This is a genomic window from Streptomyces sp. NPDC041784 (assembly GCF_055591025.1).
The window spans coordinates 572,100-587,274 of the sequence record NZ_JBVJAB010000004.1 but is presented as its reverse complement, the minus strand read 5'-3'; the positions used below and the strand labels follow the sequence as shown (position 1 = coordinate 587,274).

Here is a 15,175-nt window from a genome sequence, read left to right as displayed (position 1 = left end):
GCGTTTCACACACCTAGGGTGGCTTGCATGACGCCGCGAGATGCCTCAGACGACAACAGCAGCCGCTGGTCCGATCTGGACCGGCCGCCCCTCAACGGCGCCGCCCTGCGCCGGGCCCTGGTGCGCGAGGGCGGCCTCTGGTCGGACGTCCGGGTGGTGGCGCGCACCGGCTCCACCAACTCCGACCTCGCGGCCCTGGCGGCCAAGGGCGAGGCGGCCGAGGGCACGATCCTGATCGCGGAGGAGCAGACCGCCGGACGCGGCCGGCTGGACCGCAGCTGGACGGCACCGCCACGCTCCGGGCTGTTCTTCTCCGTCCTGCTGCGGCCGGCGGAGGTGCCGGTGGCCCGCTGGGGCTGGCTGACCCTGCTCACCGGGGTCGCCGTGGCGACCGGGCTGGCGCGGGCGGCGGGCGTGGACACGTCCCTCAAATGGCCCAACGACCTGCTGGTCACCGTCGGGGGAGAGGAGCGCAAGGCGGGCGGCATCCTGGCCGAGCGGACCGGGGAGGACGGCGTCGTCGTCGGCGTCGGCATCAACGTCACCCTGCGCGCGGACGAGCTGCCCGTGCCCCAGGCCGGCTCGCTGGTGCTGGCCGGCGCGGCCGGCACCGACCGGGACCCGCTGCTGCGGGCCGTCCTGCGGTCGCTGGAGGAGTGGTACGGGCGCTGGCGGGAGGCCGGCGGCGACCCGGCGGCCGGCGGACTCCAGGAGGCGTACGCGGCCGGGTGCGCGACCCTCGGGCGTTCGGTGCGTGCCGAGCTGCCGGGCGGGCGCGCCCTGGTGGGGGAGGCGGTAGCGGTCGACGGCGACGGCAGGCTCGTCATCGCCACGGCGGACGGGGTGCAGGAGCCGGTGGGCGCGGGGGACATCGTCCATCTGCGGCCGGCCTGAGCTTCGGGCGGGCGTCGCGCCGCTGTGAACGGCCCTGTCCGGGGGCCGGAACCGCGCGGCCGTCCGCGGCCTGACGGAGTGAGCTGGCGCACACTGCCGTAGAGTTGAGGCCGGTCGATACCTGACCGCGGAAGATCGGAAGGGCAGCAGGCGTGACCGTCGACGACACGGGCTCCGGCGCGGGCGCGGAACGCCGGGTGGACCCCTCCCCGCTCGAGGCCTCGGCCGAGCACGGGGACCTCTCCGACGCCGAATCCGGCGAGGACCCGCTCGCCCTCCGACTCGAACAGCTGATCCTCGGTGCGGAGCGGCGCTACACCCCTTTTCAAGCGGCTCGTAGCGCCGGTGTCTCCATGGAGCTGGCGTCCCGCTTCTGGCGGGCGATGGGCTTCGCCGACATCGGGCAGGCCAAGGCGCTCACCGAGGCCGACGTGCTCGCGCTGCGCCGGCTCGCCGGTCTGGTCGAGGCGGGGCTGCTGAGCGAGGCCATGGCGGTCCAGGTCGCCCGGTCCACCGGGCAGACCACCGCCCGGTTGGCGGAGTGGCAGATCGACTCCTTCCTGGAGGGCCTGACCGAGCCGCCCGAGCCCGGCATGACCCGCACCGAGGTCACCTATCCGATCGTCGAGCTGCTCCTGCCCGAGCTGGAGGAGTTCCTCGTCTACGTCTGGCGCCGGCAGCTCGCCGCCTCGGCCGGACGCGTCGTCCAGGCCGCCGACGACGAGGAGATGGTCGACCGGCGCCTCGCCGTCGCCTTCGCCGACCTGGTCGGCTTCACCCGGCTGACCCGCCGGATGGAGGAGGAGGAGCTGGGCGAGCTGGTCGAGGCCTTCGAGACCACCGCCGCCGACCTGGTCGCCGCGCGCGGCGGACGGCTGATCAAGACCCTCGGCGACGAGGTGCTGTACGCGGCGGACGACGCGGGCACGGCCGCCGACATCGCGCTGCGGCTGGTCGAGACGATGAGCAACGACGAGACGATGCCGGAGCTGCGCGTCGGCATGGCGTTCGGCACGGTCACCACCCGGATGGGCGATGTCTTCGGGACGACGGTCAACCTGGCGTCGCGGCTGACGTCGATAGCGCCACGGGACGCCGTCCTCGTCGACAGCGCCTTCGCGGAGGAGCTGATCCGCACCGGGGACGCGCCCGCCTCGGAGGCACAGGCCGCCGAGGACGCGGCCGCCGCCGAGAAGGAGGGCGAGGAGCCGCCGACGTACCGCTTCGCGCTCCAGCCGATGTGGCAGCGGCCGGTGCGCGGGCTGGGCGTGGTGGAACCGTGGCTGCTGACCCGGCGGGGCGGCGCCGAGGAGTAGGGCTCAGCGGCCCGTACCGGTCAGCGGTTCGGTGCTCCGAGCGCGTTGTCGAGCGGGTCGACGCACAGGCCGATGACCGGGACGCAGAGGCCCGGGCGGCCGGGTGCCTCGGGTGCGGGCGCCGGGGGCGTAGTGGCCGGCGCCGGGGCGGGCGGCCGGGTGGACGTCGTGGGTGCGGGCCGCGGGCCGGTGGTCGCCGTGGGCGCGGGGGCCGGGGCGCGCGGCGGGGCCGGTGCCGGGGTCACGCCGGGGGCGGCCGGGGTGTAGGTGGCGCCCGGGGCGAGCGCCACGGACGTCGGCGCGCCCGGGACGCCGGGGACCAGACTCACCTCGGGCGTGGGACTCGCGCCGGCGCCGCCCATCGGGGCGGGAGCCGTCGGGGTGGCGGCGACGGTCGCGCCAGCGTTGGCCGGAACGTCGCTGACCGTGTTGGCGCCGGTGAGAGGGTCGGGGTGGGGTTCCGCCTTCGCGGTGCCGAGTCCGCCGACGCCGCCGGAGTCCGGGGTCAGCCGGACGAGGCTCAGCACACCGGCGACCACGGCGAGACCGCCCGCGGCGAACAGCACCTTGCGCGGGCGGGGACGGCGGTGCCGGCCCCGCGGCGGCGCCCAGAGCCGGGTGGTCTCTTCCTGGTTCTGGTGCTCGTTCACCGGCGTGCTCGTCATCGCGTTCCCTCCCCGGTGCGGTCGCGCCCCCGATGCGCCGGGGCGGACGCACGTTATGCGCTCCCTTGGGCGGTCGGGTGGGAGTTGGGCGGGATGTCACTCGAACGGGTGGACGGGCCTCGGTGTCGCGATGGGACGGGCGGTGGCCGGGGAACCGGCCCGTACTTTCCCTGGCGGATCCGGCCTGCGATGATCGGGCGGGCGGGATGTTAACCCGCGTTAACCTGCGTGCGATCCGGAGGGTGTCATGAGCGAGGAGCGGTTCGGGGAGTTCGTGCTGGTGCGACGGCACGGGGACGGCGGCCGGGTCGCGGAGCTGGCCCTGGACCGGCCCAAGGCCATGAACGCCGTGTCGACCGACATGGCGAAGTCCGTCGCCCGGGCCTGCGCGGCGCTCGGCGACGACCGGGACGTCCGGGTGGTCGTGGTGACGTCGACGCACGAACGGGCGTTCTGCGTCGGCGCCGACCTCAAGGAGCGCAACTCCCTCAGCGACGCGGAGCTCGTACGGCAGCGGCCGGTCGCCCGGGGCGCGTACACCGGGGTGCTGGAGCTGCCGGTGCCGACGGTGGCGGCGGTGCACGGGTTCGCGCTGGGCGGCGGCTTCGAGCTGGCGCTCGCGTGTGACGTCATCGTGGCCGACCGCACGGCCGTGGTGGGGCTGCCAGAGGTGTCGGTGGGGGTGATCCCGGGCGGGGGCGGTACGCAGCTGCTGCCGCGCCGGGTGGGGGCGGCGCGGGCGGCCGAGCTGATCTTCACCGCGCGGCGGGTGGAGGCGGCCGAGGCCCGGGAGCTGGGGCTGGTGGACCTGCTGGTGGAGGAGGGCCGGGACCGGGAGGAGGCGCTGGCGATGGGCGCGCGGATCGCGGCGAACTCTCCGGTGGGCCTGCGGGCGGCCAAGCGGGCGCTGCGGCTCGGGCAGGGGCTGGATCTGCGGGCCGGGCTGGAGGTCGAGGACGCGGCGTGGCGGGCGGTGGCGTTCTCGGGGGACCGCGCGGAGGGCGTGGCGGCGTTCAACGAGAAGCGGCGGCCCGAGTGGCCGGGGGAGTAGCGGCCGGGGGAGCGGCGGCGCCGGATTCCCGGTGCCCGGCAGTGCGCGGGCGGGAGCGGTCACTCCAGGTGACTTTCTGACGTCACCTTTCGTCGCGAATATCCCTAACCTGGGGAGATGGGTGAGGACAGACGCCTCGCGGCCGTGGTGGGCCTGGCGCAGGGGATGGCGGCGGCGCGGACGCCCCGGGAGTCGTGGCGGGCCGCGGCGCTCGGCGCGTGCCGGGCGCTGGCCGGCGGCTTCGCCGCGCTCTCCGTGTGGGAGCGCGACCTGGGCCGGCTGCGGGTGCTGGTGAACGTGGGCGACCGCGCGGCCGACGAGGACGAGTTCCCCGAGGCCGAGGCTTATCCGGTGCACCAGTTCCCCGAGATCACCGAGTTCCTGCACGAACGCTGGGCGTCCGGGGGCGAGCCCAACGCCTGGGTGGAGACGGCGCGGGGGCCCGCCGCCGGACAGCCCGGCTCCTGCCATCTGGGGGCACCTCCCGGCGTCAGCTGGGGGAGGGTCGCCGCGCTGCGCCGCCGGGGCCGCGGCTCCTGCGTGGTCGCGCCGATCGTGCTGCACGGCCGCGCCTGGGGTGAGCTGTACGTGGCTCGCTCGGCCGGCACGCCCGTCTTCGATCGCGCCGACGCCGACTTCGCCACCGTCCTGGCCGCCGTCGTCGCCGCCGGGCTCGCCCAGACCGAGCGGCTGGAGGAGGCCCGGCGGCTGGCCTTCACCGACGCCCTCACCGGTCTCGCCAACCGTCGCGCCGTCGACGTGGGCCTGGAGGAGGCGATCGAGCGGCACCGGGCCGACGGGACGGCGGTCAGTCTCGTCGTCTGTGACATCAACGGGCTGAAGCGGGTCAACGACACCCGCGGGCACGCCGTCGGAGACCGGCTGCTGGAGCGGTTCGGCTCGGTGCTGTCCCTGTGCGGGGCGATGCTGCCGGGGGCGCTGGCCGCGCGGCTCGGCGGGGACGAGTTCTGTCTGCTGGCGGTCGGTCCGCCGGCGGACGACGTGGTGAAGGTGGCCGGCGACCTCTGCCGCCGCGCCGCCGAGCTGGAGCTGGGCGAGGGCGTGGCCTGCGGGGTCGCGTCCACCGAGGACCCGATCGGGCCGGTCCGCTCGGCCCGCCGGCTCTTCCGGCTGGCCGACGCGGCCCAGTACCGTGCCAAGGCCGTACGGGCCGCCCGGCCGGTCGTCGCGGGCCGGGAGGGGCCCGACGACCCCGTCGTGCGCCTCGCCGACGAGCCGTCCCGGGAGGGGACCGCCGAGCGCCGCCGCTTCCGTGGCCGGCCCTGAGGGTGTGACGTATTCGGTAAGGGGCGAACCGGGTCCCCACTGGTGACATCTCCGTCTTCACTGCGTACGCTCCTGAATATGGATATGCACACTGTGGTGGATGGGGAAGGCGCGAAGCGCGGCCTTGAAAGGGTGGTGGTGGGCGACGGGCGGGCGTCCGGGGTGACCGCGTCCGACGTGCTCGCCGTGGCGCGTGGCGGGGCCCGCGTCGAGCTGTCCGGGGAGGCAGTGGCGGCGCTCGCCGCGGCCCGCGGGATCGTGGACGCGCTCGCGGCCAAGCCCGACCCGGTCTACGGCGTCTCCACCGGATTCGGCGCCCTCGCCACCCGGCACATCAGCCAGGAACTGCGCACCCAGCTCCAGCGCAACATCGTCCGCTCGCACGCCGCCGGCATGGGCCCGCGCGTCGAGCGGGAGGTCGTCCGCGCGCTGATGTTCCTGCGGCTCAAGACCGTCTGCTCCGGACACACCGGCGTACGGCCCGAGGTCGCGCAGACCATGGCCGACATCCTGAACGCCGGCATCACCCCCGTCGTCCACGAGTACGGCTCCCTCGGCTGCTCGGGCGACCTCGCCCCGCTCTCCCACTGCGCCCTCACCCTGATGGGCGAAGGCGACGCGGAGGGCCCCGACGGCGTCGTACGGCCCGCCGGCGAGCTGCTCGCCGCGCACGGCATCGACCCCGTCGAGCTGCGCGAGAAGGAGGGCCTGGCCCTGCTCAACGGCACCGACGGCATGCTCGGCATGCTGGTCATGGCCCTCGCCGACCTGGACCGGCTCTACAAGTCCGCCGACATCACCGCGGCCCTCTCCCTGGAGGCCCTGCTCGGCACCGACAAGGTCCTCGCCCCCGAACTGCACGCCATCCGCCCGCACCCCGGGCAGGGCGACTCCGCCGCCAACATGCTGGCCGTGCTCGCCGGTTCCGAGCTGACCGGCCATCACCAGGACGACGCGCCCCGCGTCCAGGACGCCTACTCGGTGCGCTGCGCCCCGCAGGTCGCCGGCGCCGGCCGCGACACGATGGCCCACGCCCGGCTGGTCGCCGAGCGCGAACTGGCCGCGGCCGTCGACAACCCGGTGGTGCTGCCCGACGGGCGTGTCGAGTCCAACGGCAACTTCCACGGCGCCCCCGTCGCCTACGTCCTCGACTTCCTCGCGATCGCCGTCGCCGACCTCGCCTCCATCGCCGAGCGGCGCACCGACCGGCTGCTGGACAAGAACCGCAGCCACGGTCTGCCGCCGTTCCTCGCGGACGACGCCGGTGTCGACTCCGGCCTGATGATCGCCCAGTACACGCAGGCCGCGCTGGTCAGCGAGCTGAAGCGGCTCGCCGTACCGGCCTCCGCGGACTCCATCCCGTCCTCCGCGATGCAGGAGGACCACGTCTCCATGGGCTGGTCGGCGGCGCGCAAGCTGCGTACGGCCGTCGACAACCTCACGCGCGTGATCGCCGTCGAGCTGTACGCCGCCACCCGCGGCGTCGAACTGCGCGAGGGCCTCACCCCGGCGCCCGCGACCCGGGCGGTCATCGCGGCCGCCCGCGAGGCGGGCGTCCAGGGCCCCGGCCCAGACCGCTTCCTCGCGCCGGACCTCGCGGCGGCGGACGCCTTCGTGCGCGACGGCCGTCTCGTCGCGGCGGCGGAGACGGTCACCGGACCGCTCCGCTAGAACGAGCGGGGCCGACCGGAGAACAAAACGAGCGGGGCCGACCGGAGAACAACCGGTCGGCCCCGAACGTCTGTTGCGTGCCCTACTTGAGCTTGGCGACCTGCGCCTGGACCACGGCGGCCGGGATCTCCGTGGCCCCGCCGGTGCCGAACGAGGCGAAGTTCACCGAGTAGAACGTGGCGATGGTGTTGCCCTTGCGGACCACCTCGGTGTTGAAGGTGGCCGTGCCCTCGCCGTCCATGTCGACGTCCTCGGAGAACGCGACCGACTCGTCGCCGCCGCCGGTGGCCTTGATCGAGGCGACCTTGGTGACCTTCGAGGTCTCGCCGTCGGCCTTGAGGCCGTAGCCGCCCGAGCAGGCCGTCACGCCGTCGGAGACGGCCTTCATGGCCTTCTCCGCGCCGTCGCCGTCGTACGAGGACAGGCCCACGAACGTCAGGCTGACGTCGAAGGCGTCCGCGATGTCCGCCTCGCTGACGTCGTCCAGCGCGGTGGGGGCGTCCGACGCCTTGTCCTCCGCCACGGAGTTGCTGGCGTTCGCGTCCGTGTCACCCGGGGCGAGGCCGGCCGTCGCCCAGGCCAGCGGGTCGCACTCCGCCTTGTCCGTCTTCACCTGGGTCTTGGACTTCGGGAGCGTGTCGTCACCCGAGTCGACCTTGTACCCCTTGACCTCGCCCTGGGCGAGCAGCAGCTTCTCCAGCTCGGCCGCGGTCAGCGCCTTCGCGTCCGACGCGGTGTCCGACGAGGAGGAGGAACCCTTCGAGCCCCCGGAGTCCTTCGACCCCTCGTCCGACGATCCACACCCCGTTATGAGCGCGAGCGACAGCGCGCCCACCGCGGCAGTGGCGCACAGCCGCGCCCCCGATGATCTCTTCATGAGCGGACTATGAGGTCCCTGTCAAGGAAGAGTCAAGTCAATTCAAAAATCGAGACGTTCCCGGCGAACGGAATAGACCACGAACCCCGCGCCCAGGGCGAGCAGCGTGGTTCCGCCCACGACGTACGGGGTGGTGTCGAAACTTCCGGTGTCGGCGAGCCGGACGCCGTCGTCCGCCGTCGTGCCGGCGTCCTCGGCGGCCGTCGTGTCGGCTGCCGCGTCGGCCCTTGCCCCGGTAGGGGTGTCGTTCGTGGTGGAGGTCTTCGAGGTCGTGGACGCGGCTCGCGCCTGCGTCGTGACCTGCGTCGTCGTCTCCGTTCTGACCGAGGTGTCCTGGGACGCGTTGGCGGACGGGACGAACCACAGGGCACCCAGCAGGGTCCCCGCGGCGGTGGCGGTCAGCAACGGGCGGCGAGCGGATGACACGGAATATCGATCCCCTTGTGGCGCTGGCGAATTGGCCGTGTGGCCCGATGCTAATGAAAGTCGCGGGTCGCGGGAAAGTTGCAGGAGCTGTGAGCCGTACGCTCCGGGCATGAGTACTGAAGAGACATCACGTTTTGTCCGGCTTCGAGTGGAGCTCGTGCTGGAAATTCATGACGGCGACGCCGTGACGAAGACCGCGCTGCGCCGCATCGCCGACGACCCGGAGACCCCGGAGTCCGAGCGCGCCCACGCCGAGAGCGCCGTGACGGAGGACGCCGCCGAGGCCCTCGCCTGTCTCGTCGACCCGTTCGACCTGGTCAGTGAGGTGCCGGGGGTGGAGCTCCAGCAGGCGTCCTGGTCCAGCGAGCAGATCGACTACGACCCCGATTCGCCGGACTGGGACGTGGACGACGATGATGTCGAGGAAGATGAAGAAGACGGGCGCGACGGTGGCACCGGCTGATCGTCTTGGGGAAATCGTGACCCCGGACGGCAACCACCGCCCGGGGTTCCGTCGTCTCAAGGGGCGCACTGGACGACACCCGCGCCCCCCGTCCCGAGCGGCTCACCGCCCTCGCGAACGTGGCGTGCCCCACACATGGGGAAAATATGGAACGGGGCGAACCGGTCGTAGCGTTGATGTTCTTAACGGGGACTCTCGGTGTTCTGTGAAATCGGCAACGATGGAGAAGCGTGTGATGACGGACAGTAGGCGGCGCCGAGGTCTGATGACCGCGTCCGCACTGCTCGGCGGTGTTCTGGTGCTCTCTGCGTGTTCCGGCGGTGACAGCAGCGCGTCGGACGGCGGCAACAGCTCTTCGCAGGCCAGGGCCGACGAGGCGGCGGCGAAGAAGTCCTCCGAGGCACAGATCAAGATCACGCCTGCGGACGGCTCCAACAACGCCTCCATCAACAACTCCACCGTCACGGTGAGCAAGGGCACGCTCACCGAGGTGAAGATGACCACCGCGGACGGCACCGCCGTCGAGGGCGCGCTCTCCGCCGACAAGACCAGTTGGAAGCCCAGCGCCCAGCTGGAGCGCTCGACCACCTACAAGGTCGCCGCCACCGCGAAGGACTCCAAGGGCCTGGAGGCCCACGAGAACGCCTCCTTCACCACGGTCTCCCCGGACAACAGCTTCATAGGCAACTTCACGCCCGAGGACGGCTCGACCGTCGGTGTGGGCATGCCCGTGTCGATCAACTTCAACAAGGAGATCACCAACAAGGAGGCCGTCCAGAAGGGCATCACGGTCACCACCACCGGCGGTCAGGAGGTCGTCTGCCACTGGTTCTCCACGGTGCGCATGGACTGCCGTCCGGACGACTACTGGAAGGAGGACTCGACCGTCACCCTGAAGCTCGCGCTCGACGGCGTCGAGGGCGCCGACGGGGTCTACGGCGTGCAGCAGAAGACGGTCACCTTCAAGATCGGCCGCAACCAGGTCACCTACGTCGACGCGAAGACCAAGCAGATGAAGGTCACGCAGGACGGCAAGACCGTGCGGACGATCCCGATCTCCGCCGGCTCGCCCGACAACAAGACGTACGAAGGCCAGATGGTGATCTCCGAGAAGTTCAAGGAGACCCGGATGAACGGCGCGACGGTCGGCTTCACCGACGACGACGGCAAGGGCGAGTACGACATCAAGGACGTCCCGCACGCCATGCGCCTGACCACCTCCGGCACCTTCGTGCACGGCAACTACTGGGGCGCGAAGTCCATCTTCGGCGCGGTGAACACCAGCCACGGCTGTGTCGGCCTGTCCGACACCAAGGGCGCCAACGACCCGAACACGCCGGGCTCGTGGTTCTACGACAACTCCATCGTCGGTGACGTCGTGGTCGTCCAGAACACCGGCGACAAGACGGTGTCCCCGGACAACGGCCTCAACGGCTGGAACATGGACTGGGCCCAGTGGAAGGCCGGTTCGGCCGTCTGACCCTCGGTCGACTCACAGCTTCACGGTGCCGCCCCCAGGGGCGGCACCGGCATTTCCGGGCTCCGTCACAGCCTTCTCATCATTCTCTTATTTCAGCCTTATCGAGTCATCACACGCCGTACCTACCTTGCGGCGCATGTTCTTCACCTACCTGAGGCGCGAACTGCGCCGCCGCAGAAAAGCGGCCCTCGTCGTCGCCTCCGGACTCGCGCTGGGTATCGCGCTGGTCATCGTGGTCTCCTCCGTGTCCTCCGGCATGGGGAAGGCCCAGGACAAGGTCCTCCAGTCCCTCTACGGCCTGGGCACGGACATGACGGTCACCAAGGCCGCCTCGCCCACCGCGAGCGCCTCCGACCGTCCGCGCTTCCAGTTCGACGCGCAGGACGACGACTCCGACGAGGAGCAGAGCACCGACCGCGTGATGGTCCAGGGCTTCCAGACCCTGTCCACCTCGACCGTCACCAAGGTCGGCAAGCAGACCGGGGTCTCCGACGCGGTCGGCGGACTGAGCCTCCAGGTCATCAAGGTCAGCGGCCAGTTCACCCGCGGCCAGTTCCAGCAGGACGGCAGCGGCAACGGCGGCGGCCAGGGCGGCCCCGGGGGCGGCGGCAGCGGCCGGCCGCAGGGCGAAGTGCAGGGCGGCGGCGCCAACTTCGACGTCAACAACTACTCCGTCTTCGGCACCGACGTCACCCAGCCCGAGCTGGGCCCGCTGACCTCCTCAAAGATCACCAGCGGTCGTACGTTCACGTCCACCGAGACCAGCGGCAAGGTCGCCGTGCTCGACTCGGCGTACGCCAAGGAGAAGGAACTCAAGGTCGGTTCGACCGTCACCATCAAGAGCGTCAAGTTCAAGGTGATCGGCATCGCCACGGCCGACAGCGGCGACTCCGCCGCCAACGTCTACATCCCGCTGGCCCAAGCGCAGACCCTCAGCGACTCGAAGAACAAGGTCACCACGATCTACGTCAAGGCGACCGACTCCCAGAAGATCGACAGCGTCAAGTCGACCATCCAGAAGAACGTCTCCGGTACGACGGTGACAACCTCCGCCGACCTCGCGGACACCGTCTCCGGCTCCCTCTCCACGGCCTCCTCCCTCGCCACCAACGTCGGCAAGTGGCTGTCCATCGCGGTCCTCGTCGCCGCGTTCCTCGTCGCCGGTCTGCTGACCTCCTCGGCGGTCTCCCGCCGGGTGCGCGAGTTCGGCACGCTGAAGGCGCTGGGCTGGAAGTCCCGCCGGGTCACGGGGCAGGTGATCGGCGAGGCCATGGTCAACGGCCTCCTCGGCGGCGCCCTGGGCATCGCGCTCGGCCTCGCGGGCGCCTACGCCGTGACCGCCGTCAGCCCCACCCTGGAGGCCTCGCTGGGCGGCGGCGGTGGCGGCGGTGCCCAGGCCGGTCCCGGCGGCGGCTTCGGCGGCGGCCCCGGCCGACAGGCGGCCGCCAAGACGCTCGACGTGGCGCTGACCGCGCCGGTGAGCGTCACGACGGTGGCCATGGCGGTCGGCCTCGCCGTCGCCGGCGGTCTGATCGCGGGGGCGTTCGGCGGCTGGCGCGCCTCCCGGCTGCGCCCGGCCGACGCGCTGCGGCGCGTCGAGTAGCCAACCCCCTCACCTACTTCAGGAGTTGTTCTCCCCATGTACGAACTCAGAGGCGTCACCAAGCGCTACACCCGCGGCAAGGACACCGTCCACGCGCTCGACGGCGTCGACCTGACCATCGCGGACGGCGACCGGCTCGTCATCCAGGGCCCCACGGGCGGCGGCAAGTCCACCCTCCTGCAGATGCTCGGCGGCCTCGACCGGCCCTCCGAGGGCGAGGTCGTCCTCGACGGCACCGACCTGGCCAAGCTGTCCGAGGCCAAGCTGACCAAGGTGCGCAGCGAGAACATCGGCTTCGTCTTCCAGTCGTTCAACCTGATCCCGACCCTCACCGCGCAGGAGAACGTGGAGACGGCGCTCGTCCCGCTCGGCGTCAAGGTCAAGGAGCGGCGCGCACGGGCCGCCGAGGCGCTGCGGTCCGTCGGCCTCGGCGAGCGGCTCGGGCATCTGCCGTCCGAGATGTCCGGCGGCCAGCAGCAGCGCGTCGCCATCGCCCGCGCGCTGGTGAAGCAGCCGAAGGTGCTGCTCGCCGACGAGCCCACCGGCAACCTCGACGAGGGCATGCGCGACGAGATCATGGAGGTGCTGGAGAGCCTGTGGAAGGAGCACGGGCTGACCTTCATCATGGTCACCCACGACTCGTCGATCGCGAAGAAGGCCCCGCGGGTCGCCACGATCCGCAAGGGGAAGATCACGGTGAAGGAGAACGCCGCGTCCTCCTGATCACTCTCAAGTACCCCCCGGCGTGACGTACTTCTGACGTATTGAGGCGTAGGAACACCCCCCGGCATACTTCCCGTTCCGGGGGGTTTGCGCATGTCTGCGCGGGGACCGCCGCCCGGGTGCGACAAGGGGGGAACGTGCTCACACGAGTGAAGTGTGTCCGCGCGGCGGCCGTTGCCACAGCGGTCGTCGCCGCGCTCACCACGGGCTCGACGGAACCGGCGGCCGCCGGGCCCGGGAACGGTACGGCGGCCGGGGCCGCGGGCGAGACGTGGGTGGCCGGGGCCACGGGCGAAGCGTCGGCGGCCGGGCCCGGGCGCGGCACCGTCGCGACGGCCACCGGCCGGGTGGTGGCGATCTGGTGGTTCCGCTCCGCCCGCCCCTCCGGCGACGGCACCGTACGGCTCCCCGCGTCCACCGTCCGCTTCGGCGCGGCCACCGGCGCGGACAGCCGGGTCGAGGCGGGCCGGACGGTGTCCTTCCCGGTCACCGTGGAGGGCACCGCCCGGGGCGCGAACCTGCGCTCACTGGCGGTGCGGGTGTCGTACGACCACGGCAGGACCTGGCGCAAGATTCCGGTCACCGGCGGCCGTGTCACGGTCGTGAACCCGGCGGCGGGCCGGTCCGTCTCCTTCTCGGCCACGGTCGTCGACCGCACGGGCGACAAGGCGTCGATCACGGTGTACGACGCGTACCACGGCAGGTGAGAGCGGGGTTCGCTGAGCGCTGAGCGGACGGCCCGCCGGAAGAGCAGCTTCCGGAGAGCCGTCCGTGCTTGCCTGGCCCCATGACGGCACCCGAGACAGCCACACCCCGCACCACGGTGGAGTACGTCCGCTACCGCGTCCCCGAGGAGAGGGCGGCCGATTTCCTCGCCGCCTACACCCGCGCCGCGGTCCCGCTCGCGGCGTCACCGCACTGCGTCGACTACGAACTCACCCGCTGCGAGGAGGACTCCGCCCACTTCGTCCTGCGCATCACCTGGACCTCCACCGAGGACCACCTCAAGGGCTTCCGTGCCTCCGACCTGTTCCCGCCCTTCCTCGCCGAGATCCGGCCCTACGTCGGGGACATCGAGGAGATGCGGCACTACAAGGCCACCCCGGTGCGCGGGACGGGCTCCGCCGTGCCCACGCTGTACTCCTGGGCGGGCGGGGAGAAGGCCTTCGCCCGGCTGACCGAGGCGTTCTACGCCAAGGTCGTCGAGGACGACCTGCTGGCCCCCGTCTTCGCGGGCCTCGCCCCCGAGCACGCCGAGCATGTCGCCCTCTGGCTCGCGGAGGTCTTCGGCGGCCCGGAGGCCTACTCCGCGACCCAGGGCGGCCACAGCCACATGGTCGCCAAGCACTTCGGCCGCCGCATCACCGAGCCCCAGCGCCGCCGCTGGGTCAACCTCATCCAGGACGCGGCCGACGAGGCGGGCCTGCCGACCGACGCGGAGTTCCGCTCGGCGTTCCTGGCGTACGTGGAGTGGGGGACGCGGCTGGCCGTGTACTTCTCGGGCCCGGACGCGCAGCCGCCGGCGGAGCAGCCGGTGCCGAAGTGGGGCTGGGGGGCGGCGCCGCCCTATCAGGGCTGAGCGGCCCTTCCCACCGGCACACGGAACAGGTCAGGCGGACGGCACGGGGCAGCCGGAGGGCACGGGTCAGGCGGAGGGCACGGGGCAGGCGGACCGCACGGGTCAGGCGGACGGCGCCTGTGACCCCGCCCCCGCCCGTGTCGCATCCGCACCCCAGCTCGCCAGCAACCGCAGCGCCTCCGCCGAGGGCGAGCCCGGGTCCGCGTGGTAGGTCACCATCGTCTGGTCGCCGTCGCCCGCCAGCCGGAACCCCTCGAAGTTCAGGGAGAGATCGCCCACCAGCGGATGCCGCAGCCGCTTCACGCCGTGGCTCTTCTCCTTGACGTCGTGGGTCGCCCACAGCCGCCGGAAGTCCTCGCTCTTGACGGACAGCTCCCCGACGAGCGCGGACAGCCGCGGGTCGTCGGGGTAGCAGCCGGCGTCCATGCGCAGGACGCAGACGATGTCGATCGCCTTCTGCTCCCAGTCGACGAACAGCTCGCGGTACTCGGGTTTCAGGAAGACCAGTCGCGCCCAGTTCCGCTCGGCCGCGGGCAGCTCCGCCCAGTCGCCGAAGACCGCCGCCGCCATCCGGTTCCAGGCGAGGATCTCCGAGCGCCGCCCCACGATGTACGCGGGGACGCCGTCCATCGTGTCCAGCAGCTGCCGCAGCGCCACCCGCACCTGCTGCGGGCGCGCGGTCTGCTTCTTCTTGTGCTTCGGCTTCGCCAGATGCGTGAGGTGCGCGTGCTCGGCGTCGGTCAGCCTGAGCGCCCGCGCGATCGAGTCCAGCACCTCCGCCGACACGTTCCGCCCGTTGCCCTGCTCCAGGCGCGTGTAGTACGCCACCGATACCCCGGCCAGCTGCGCCAGCTCCTCGCGCCGCAGCCCGGGGACCCGCCGGTGCCGGCCGAAGTCCGGCAGGCCCACGTCCTCCGGCTTCAGCCGCGCCCGCCGGGTGCGCAGAAACTCGCTCAGCTCGGCCCGCCGGTCCAGGGGCGCGCCGGAGAGTCCGGGCTGTTCGTCCATACGTCCAGTATTCACGGTGGTACGACGGTGAGCCTGACCCCGCCAGTGGTAGGCACGCCAGTCGTACGAAAAGGCGTGACCTGGGTGAGTCGCGCGCCGCGGGGCAGGCTGGACGCCGTACCCGGTCCGAAG

At 72.3% G+C, this 15,175-nt stretch carries 15 protein-coding genes; 11 read left to right on the top strand and 4 right to left on the bottom strand.

Annotated features, from left to right (window positions below):
* Positions 1-27 precede the first annotated feature (27 nt).
* Positions 28-894 (top strand): biotin--[acetyl-CoA-carboxylase] ligase, encoded by an 867-nt coding sequence (locus tag ACZ6D7_RS12105; protein WP_469487793.1) that lies wholly within the window; start codon positions 28-30, stop codon positions 892-894.
* A 152-nt stretch (positions 895-1,046) separates the two neighbouring features.
* Positions 1,047-2,210, top strand: a complete 1,164-nt coding sequence (locus ACZ6D7_RS12100) for an adenylate/guanylate cyclase domain-containing protein (protein WP_469487790.1) — start codon at positions 1,047-1,049, stop codon at positions 2,208-2,210.
* Positions 2,211-2,230: 20 nt separating this feature from the next.
* On the opposite strand, the gene ACZ6D7_RS12095 is transcribed toward ACZ6D7_RS12100, so the two are convergent.
* Positions 2,231-2,875, bottom strand: coding sequence for a hypothetical protein (locus ACZ6D7_RS12095; RefSeq protein WP_469487787.1), 645 nt, complete (start codon positions 2,873-2,875; stop codon positions 2,231-2,233).
* Between the two features lie 247 nt (positions 2,876-3,122).
* Between ACZ6D7_RS12095 and ACZ6D7_RS12090 the strand changes: the two genes are divergently transcribed.
* The 3 genes from ACZ6D7_RS12090 (at position 3,123) to hutH (ending at position 6,884) form a co-directional block, all read left to right on the top strand.
* Positions 3,123-3,926 carry an enoyl-CoA hydratase/isomerase family protein gene (locus tag ACZ6D7_RS12090; RefSeq protein ID WP_469487784.1) on the top strand — a complete coding sequence of 268 codons (804 nt, stop codon included), beginning with the start codon at positions 3,123-3,125 and terminating at the stop codon, positions 3,924-3,926.
* A 117-nt stretch (positions 3,927-4,043) separates the two neighbouring features.
* On the top strand, positions 4,044-5,213 hold the full coding sequence (locus ACZ6D7_RS12085; protein WP_469487781.1) for a GGDEF domain-containing protein: 1,170 nt from the start codon (positions 4,044-4,046) through the stop codon (positions 5,211-5,213).
* Between the two features lie 78 nt (positions 5,214-5,291).
* On the top strand, positions 5,292-6,884 hold the full coding sequence (gene hutH, locus ACZ6D7_RS12080) for a histidine ammonia-lyase (RefSeq protein ID WP_469487778.1): 1,593 nt from the start codon (positions 5,292-5,294) through the stop codon (positions 6,882-6,884).
* Positions 6,885-6,966: 82 nt separating this feature from the next.
* On the opposite strand, the gene ACZ6D7_RS12075 is transcribed toward hutH, so the two are convergent.
* Entirely contained in the window at positions 6,967-7,761 is a 795-nt protein-coding gene (locus ACZ6D7_RS12075; protein ID WP_469487773.1) for a hypothetical protein, read from the bottom strand.
* 42 nt (positions 7,762-7,803) lie between these two features.
* Entirely contained in the window at positions 7,804-8,187 is a 384-nt protein-coding gene (locus ACZ6D7_RS12070) for an LPXTG cell wall anchor domain-containing protein (protein ID WP_469487770.1), read from the bottom strand.
* A gap of 157 nt (positions 8,188-8,344) precedes the next feature.
* Between ACZ6D7_RS12070 and ACZ6D7_RS12065 the strand changes: the two genes are divergently transcribed.
* From ACZ6D7_RS12065 to ACZ6D7_RS12040, 6 genes are all read left to right on the top strand, one after another.
* Positions 8,345-8,650 carry a hypothetical protein gene (locus ACZ6D7_RS12065; protein WP_469487764.1) on the top strand — a complete coding sequence of 102 codons (306 nt, stop codon included), beginning with the start codon at positions 8,345-8,347 and terminating at the stop codon, positions 8,648-8,650.
* A 235-nt stretch (positions 8,651-8,885) separates the two neighbouring features.
* Positions 8,886-10,130, top strand: coding sequence for a L,D-transpeptidase (locus tag ACZ6D7_RS12060; RefSeq protein WP_469487761.1), 1,245 nt, complete (start codon positions 8,886-8,888; stop codon positions 10,128-10,130).
* 136 nt (positions 10,131-10,266) lie between these two features.
* Complete coding sequence (locus tag ACZ6D7_RS12055; RefSeq protein WP_469487758.1) at positions 10,267-11,733, top strand: ABC transporter permease; 1,467 nt, start codon at positions 10,267-10,269, stop codon at positions 11,731-11,733.
* A gap of 36 nt (positions 11,734-11,769) precedes the next feature.
* Positions 11,770-12,456 carry an ABC transporter ATP-binding protein gene (locus tag ACZ6D7_RS12050; protein WP_469487756.1) on the top strand — a complete coding sequence of 229 codons (687 nt, stop codon included), beginning with the start codon at positions 11,770-11,772 and terminating at the stop codon, positions 12,454-12,456.
* A gap of 137 nt (positions 12,457-12,593) precedes the next feature.
* Entirely contained in the window at positions 12,594-13,163 is a 570-nt protein-coding gene (locus tag ACZ6D7_RS12045) for a hypothetical protein (protein WP_469487752.1), read from the top strand.
* 80 nt (positions 13,164-13,243) lie between these two features.
* The gene (locus ACZ6D7_RS12040; protein WP_469487747.1) at positions 13,244-14,035 is read left to right on the top strand and encodes a globin domain-containing protein; all 792 of its coding nucleotides are present in this window, start codon (positions 13,244-13,246) and stop codon (positions 14,033-14,035) included.
* A gap of 102 nt (positions 14,036-14,137) precedes the next feature.
* Here the strand turns inward: ACZ6D7_RS12040 and ACZ6D7_RS12035 are convergent, their stop codons facing one another.
* The gene (locus ACZ6D7_RS12035; RefSeq protein WP_469487744.1) at positions 14,138-15,043 is read right to left on the bottom strand and encodes a helix-turn-helix domain-containing protein; all 906 of its coding nucleotides are present in this window, start codon (positions 15,041-15,043) and stop codon (positions 14,138-14,140) included.
* Between the last annotated feature and the right edge of the window lie 132 nt (positions 15,044-15,175).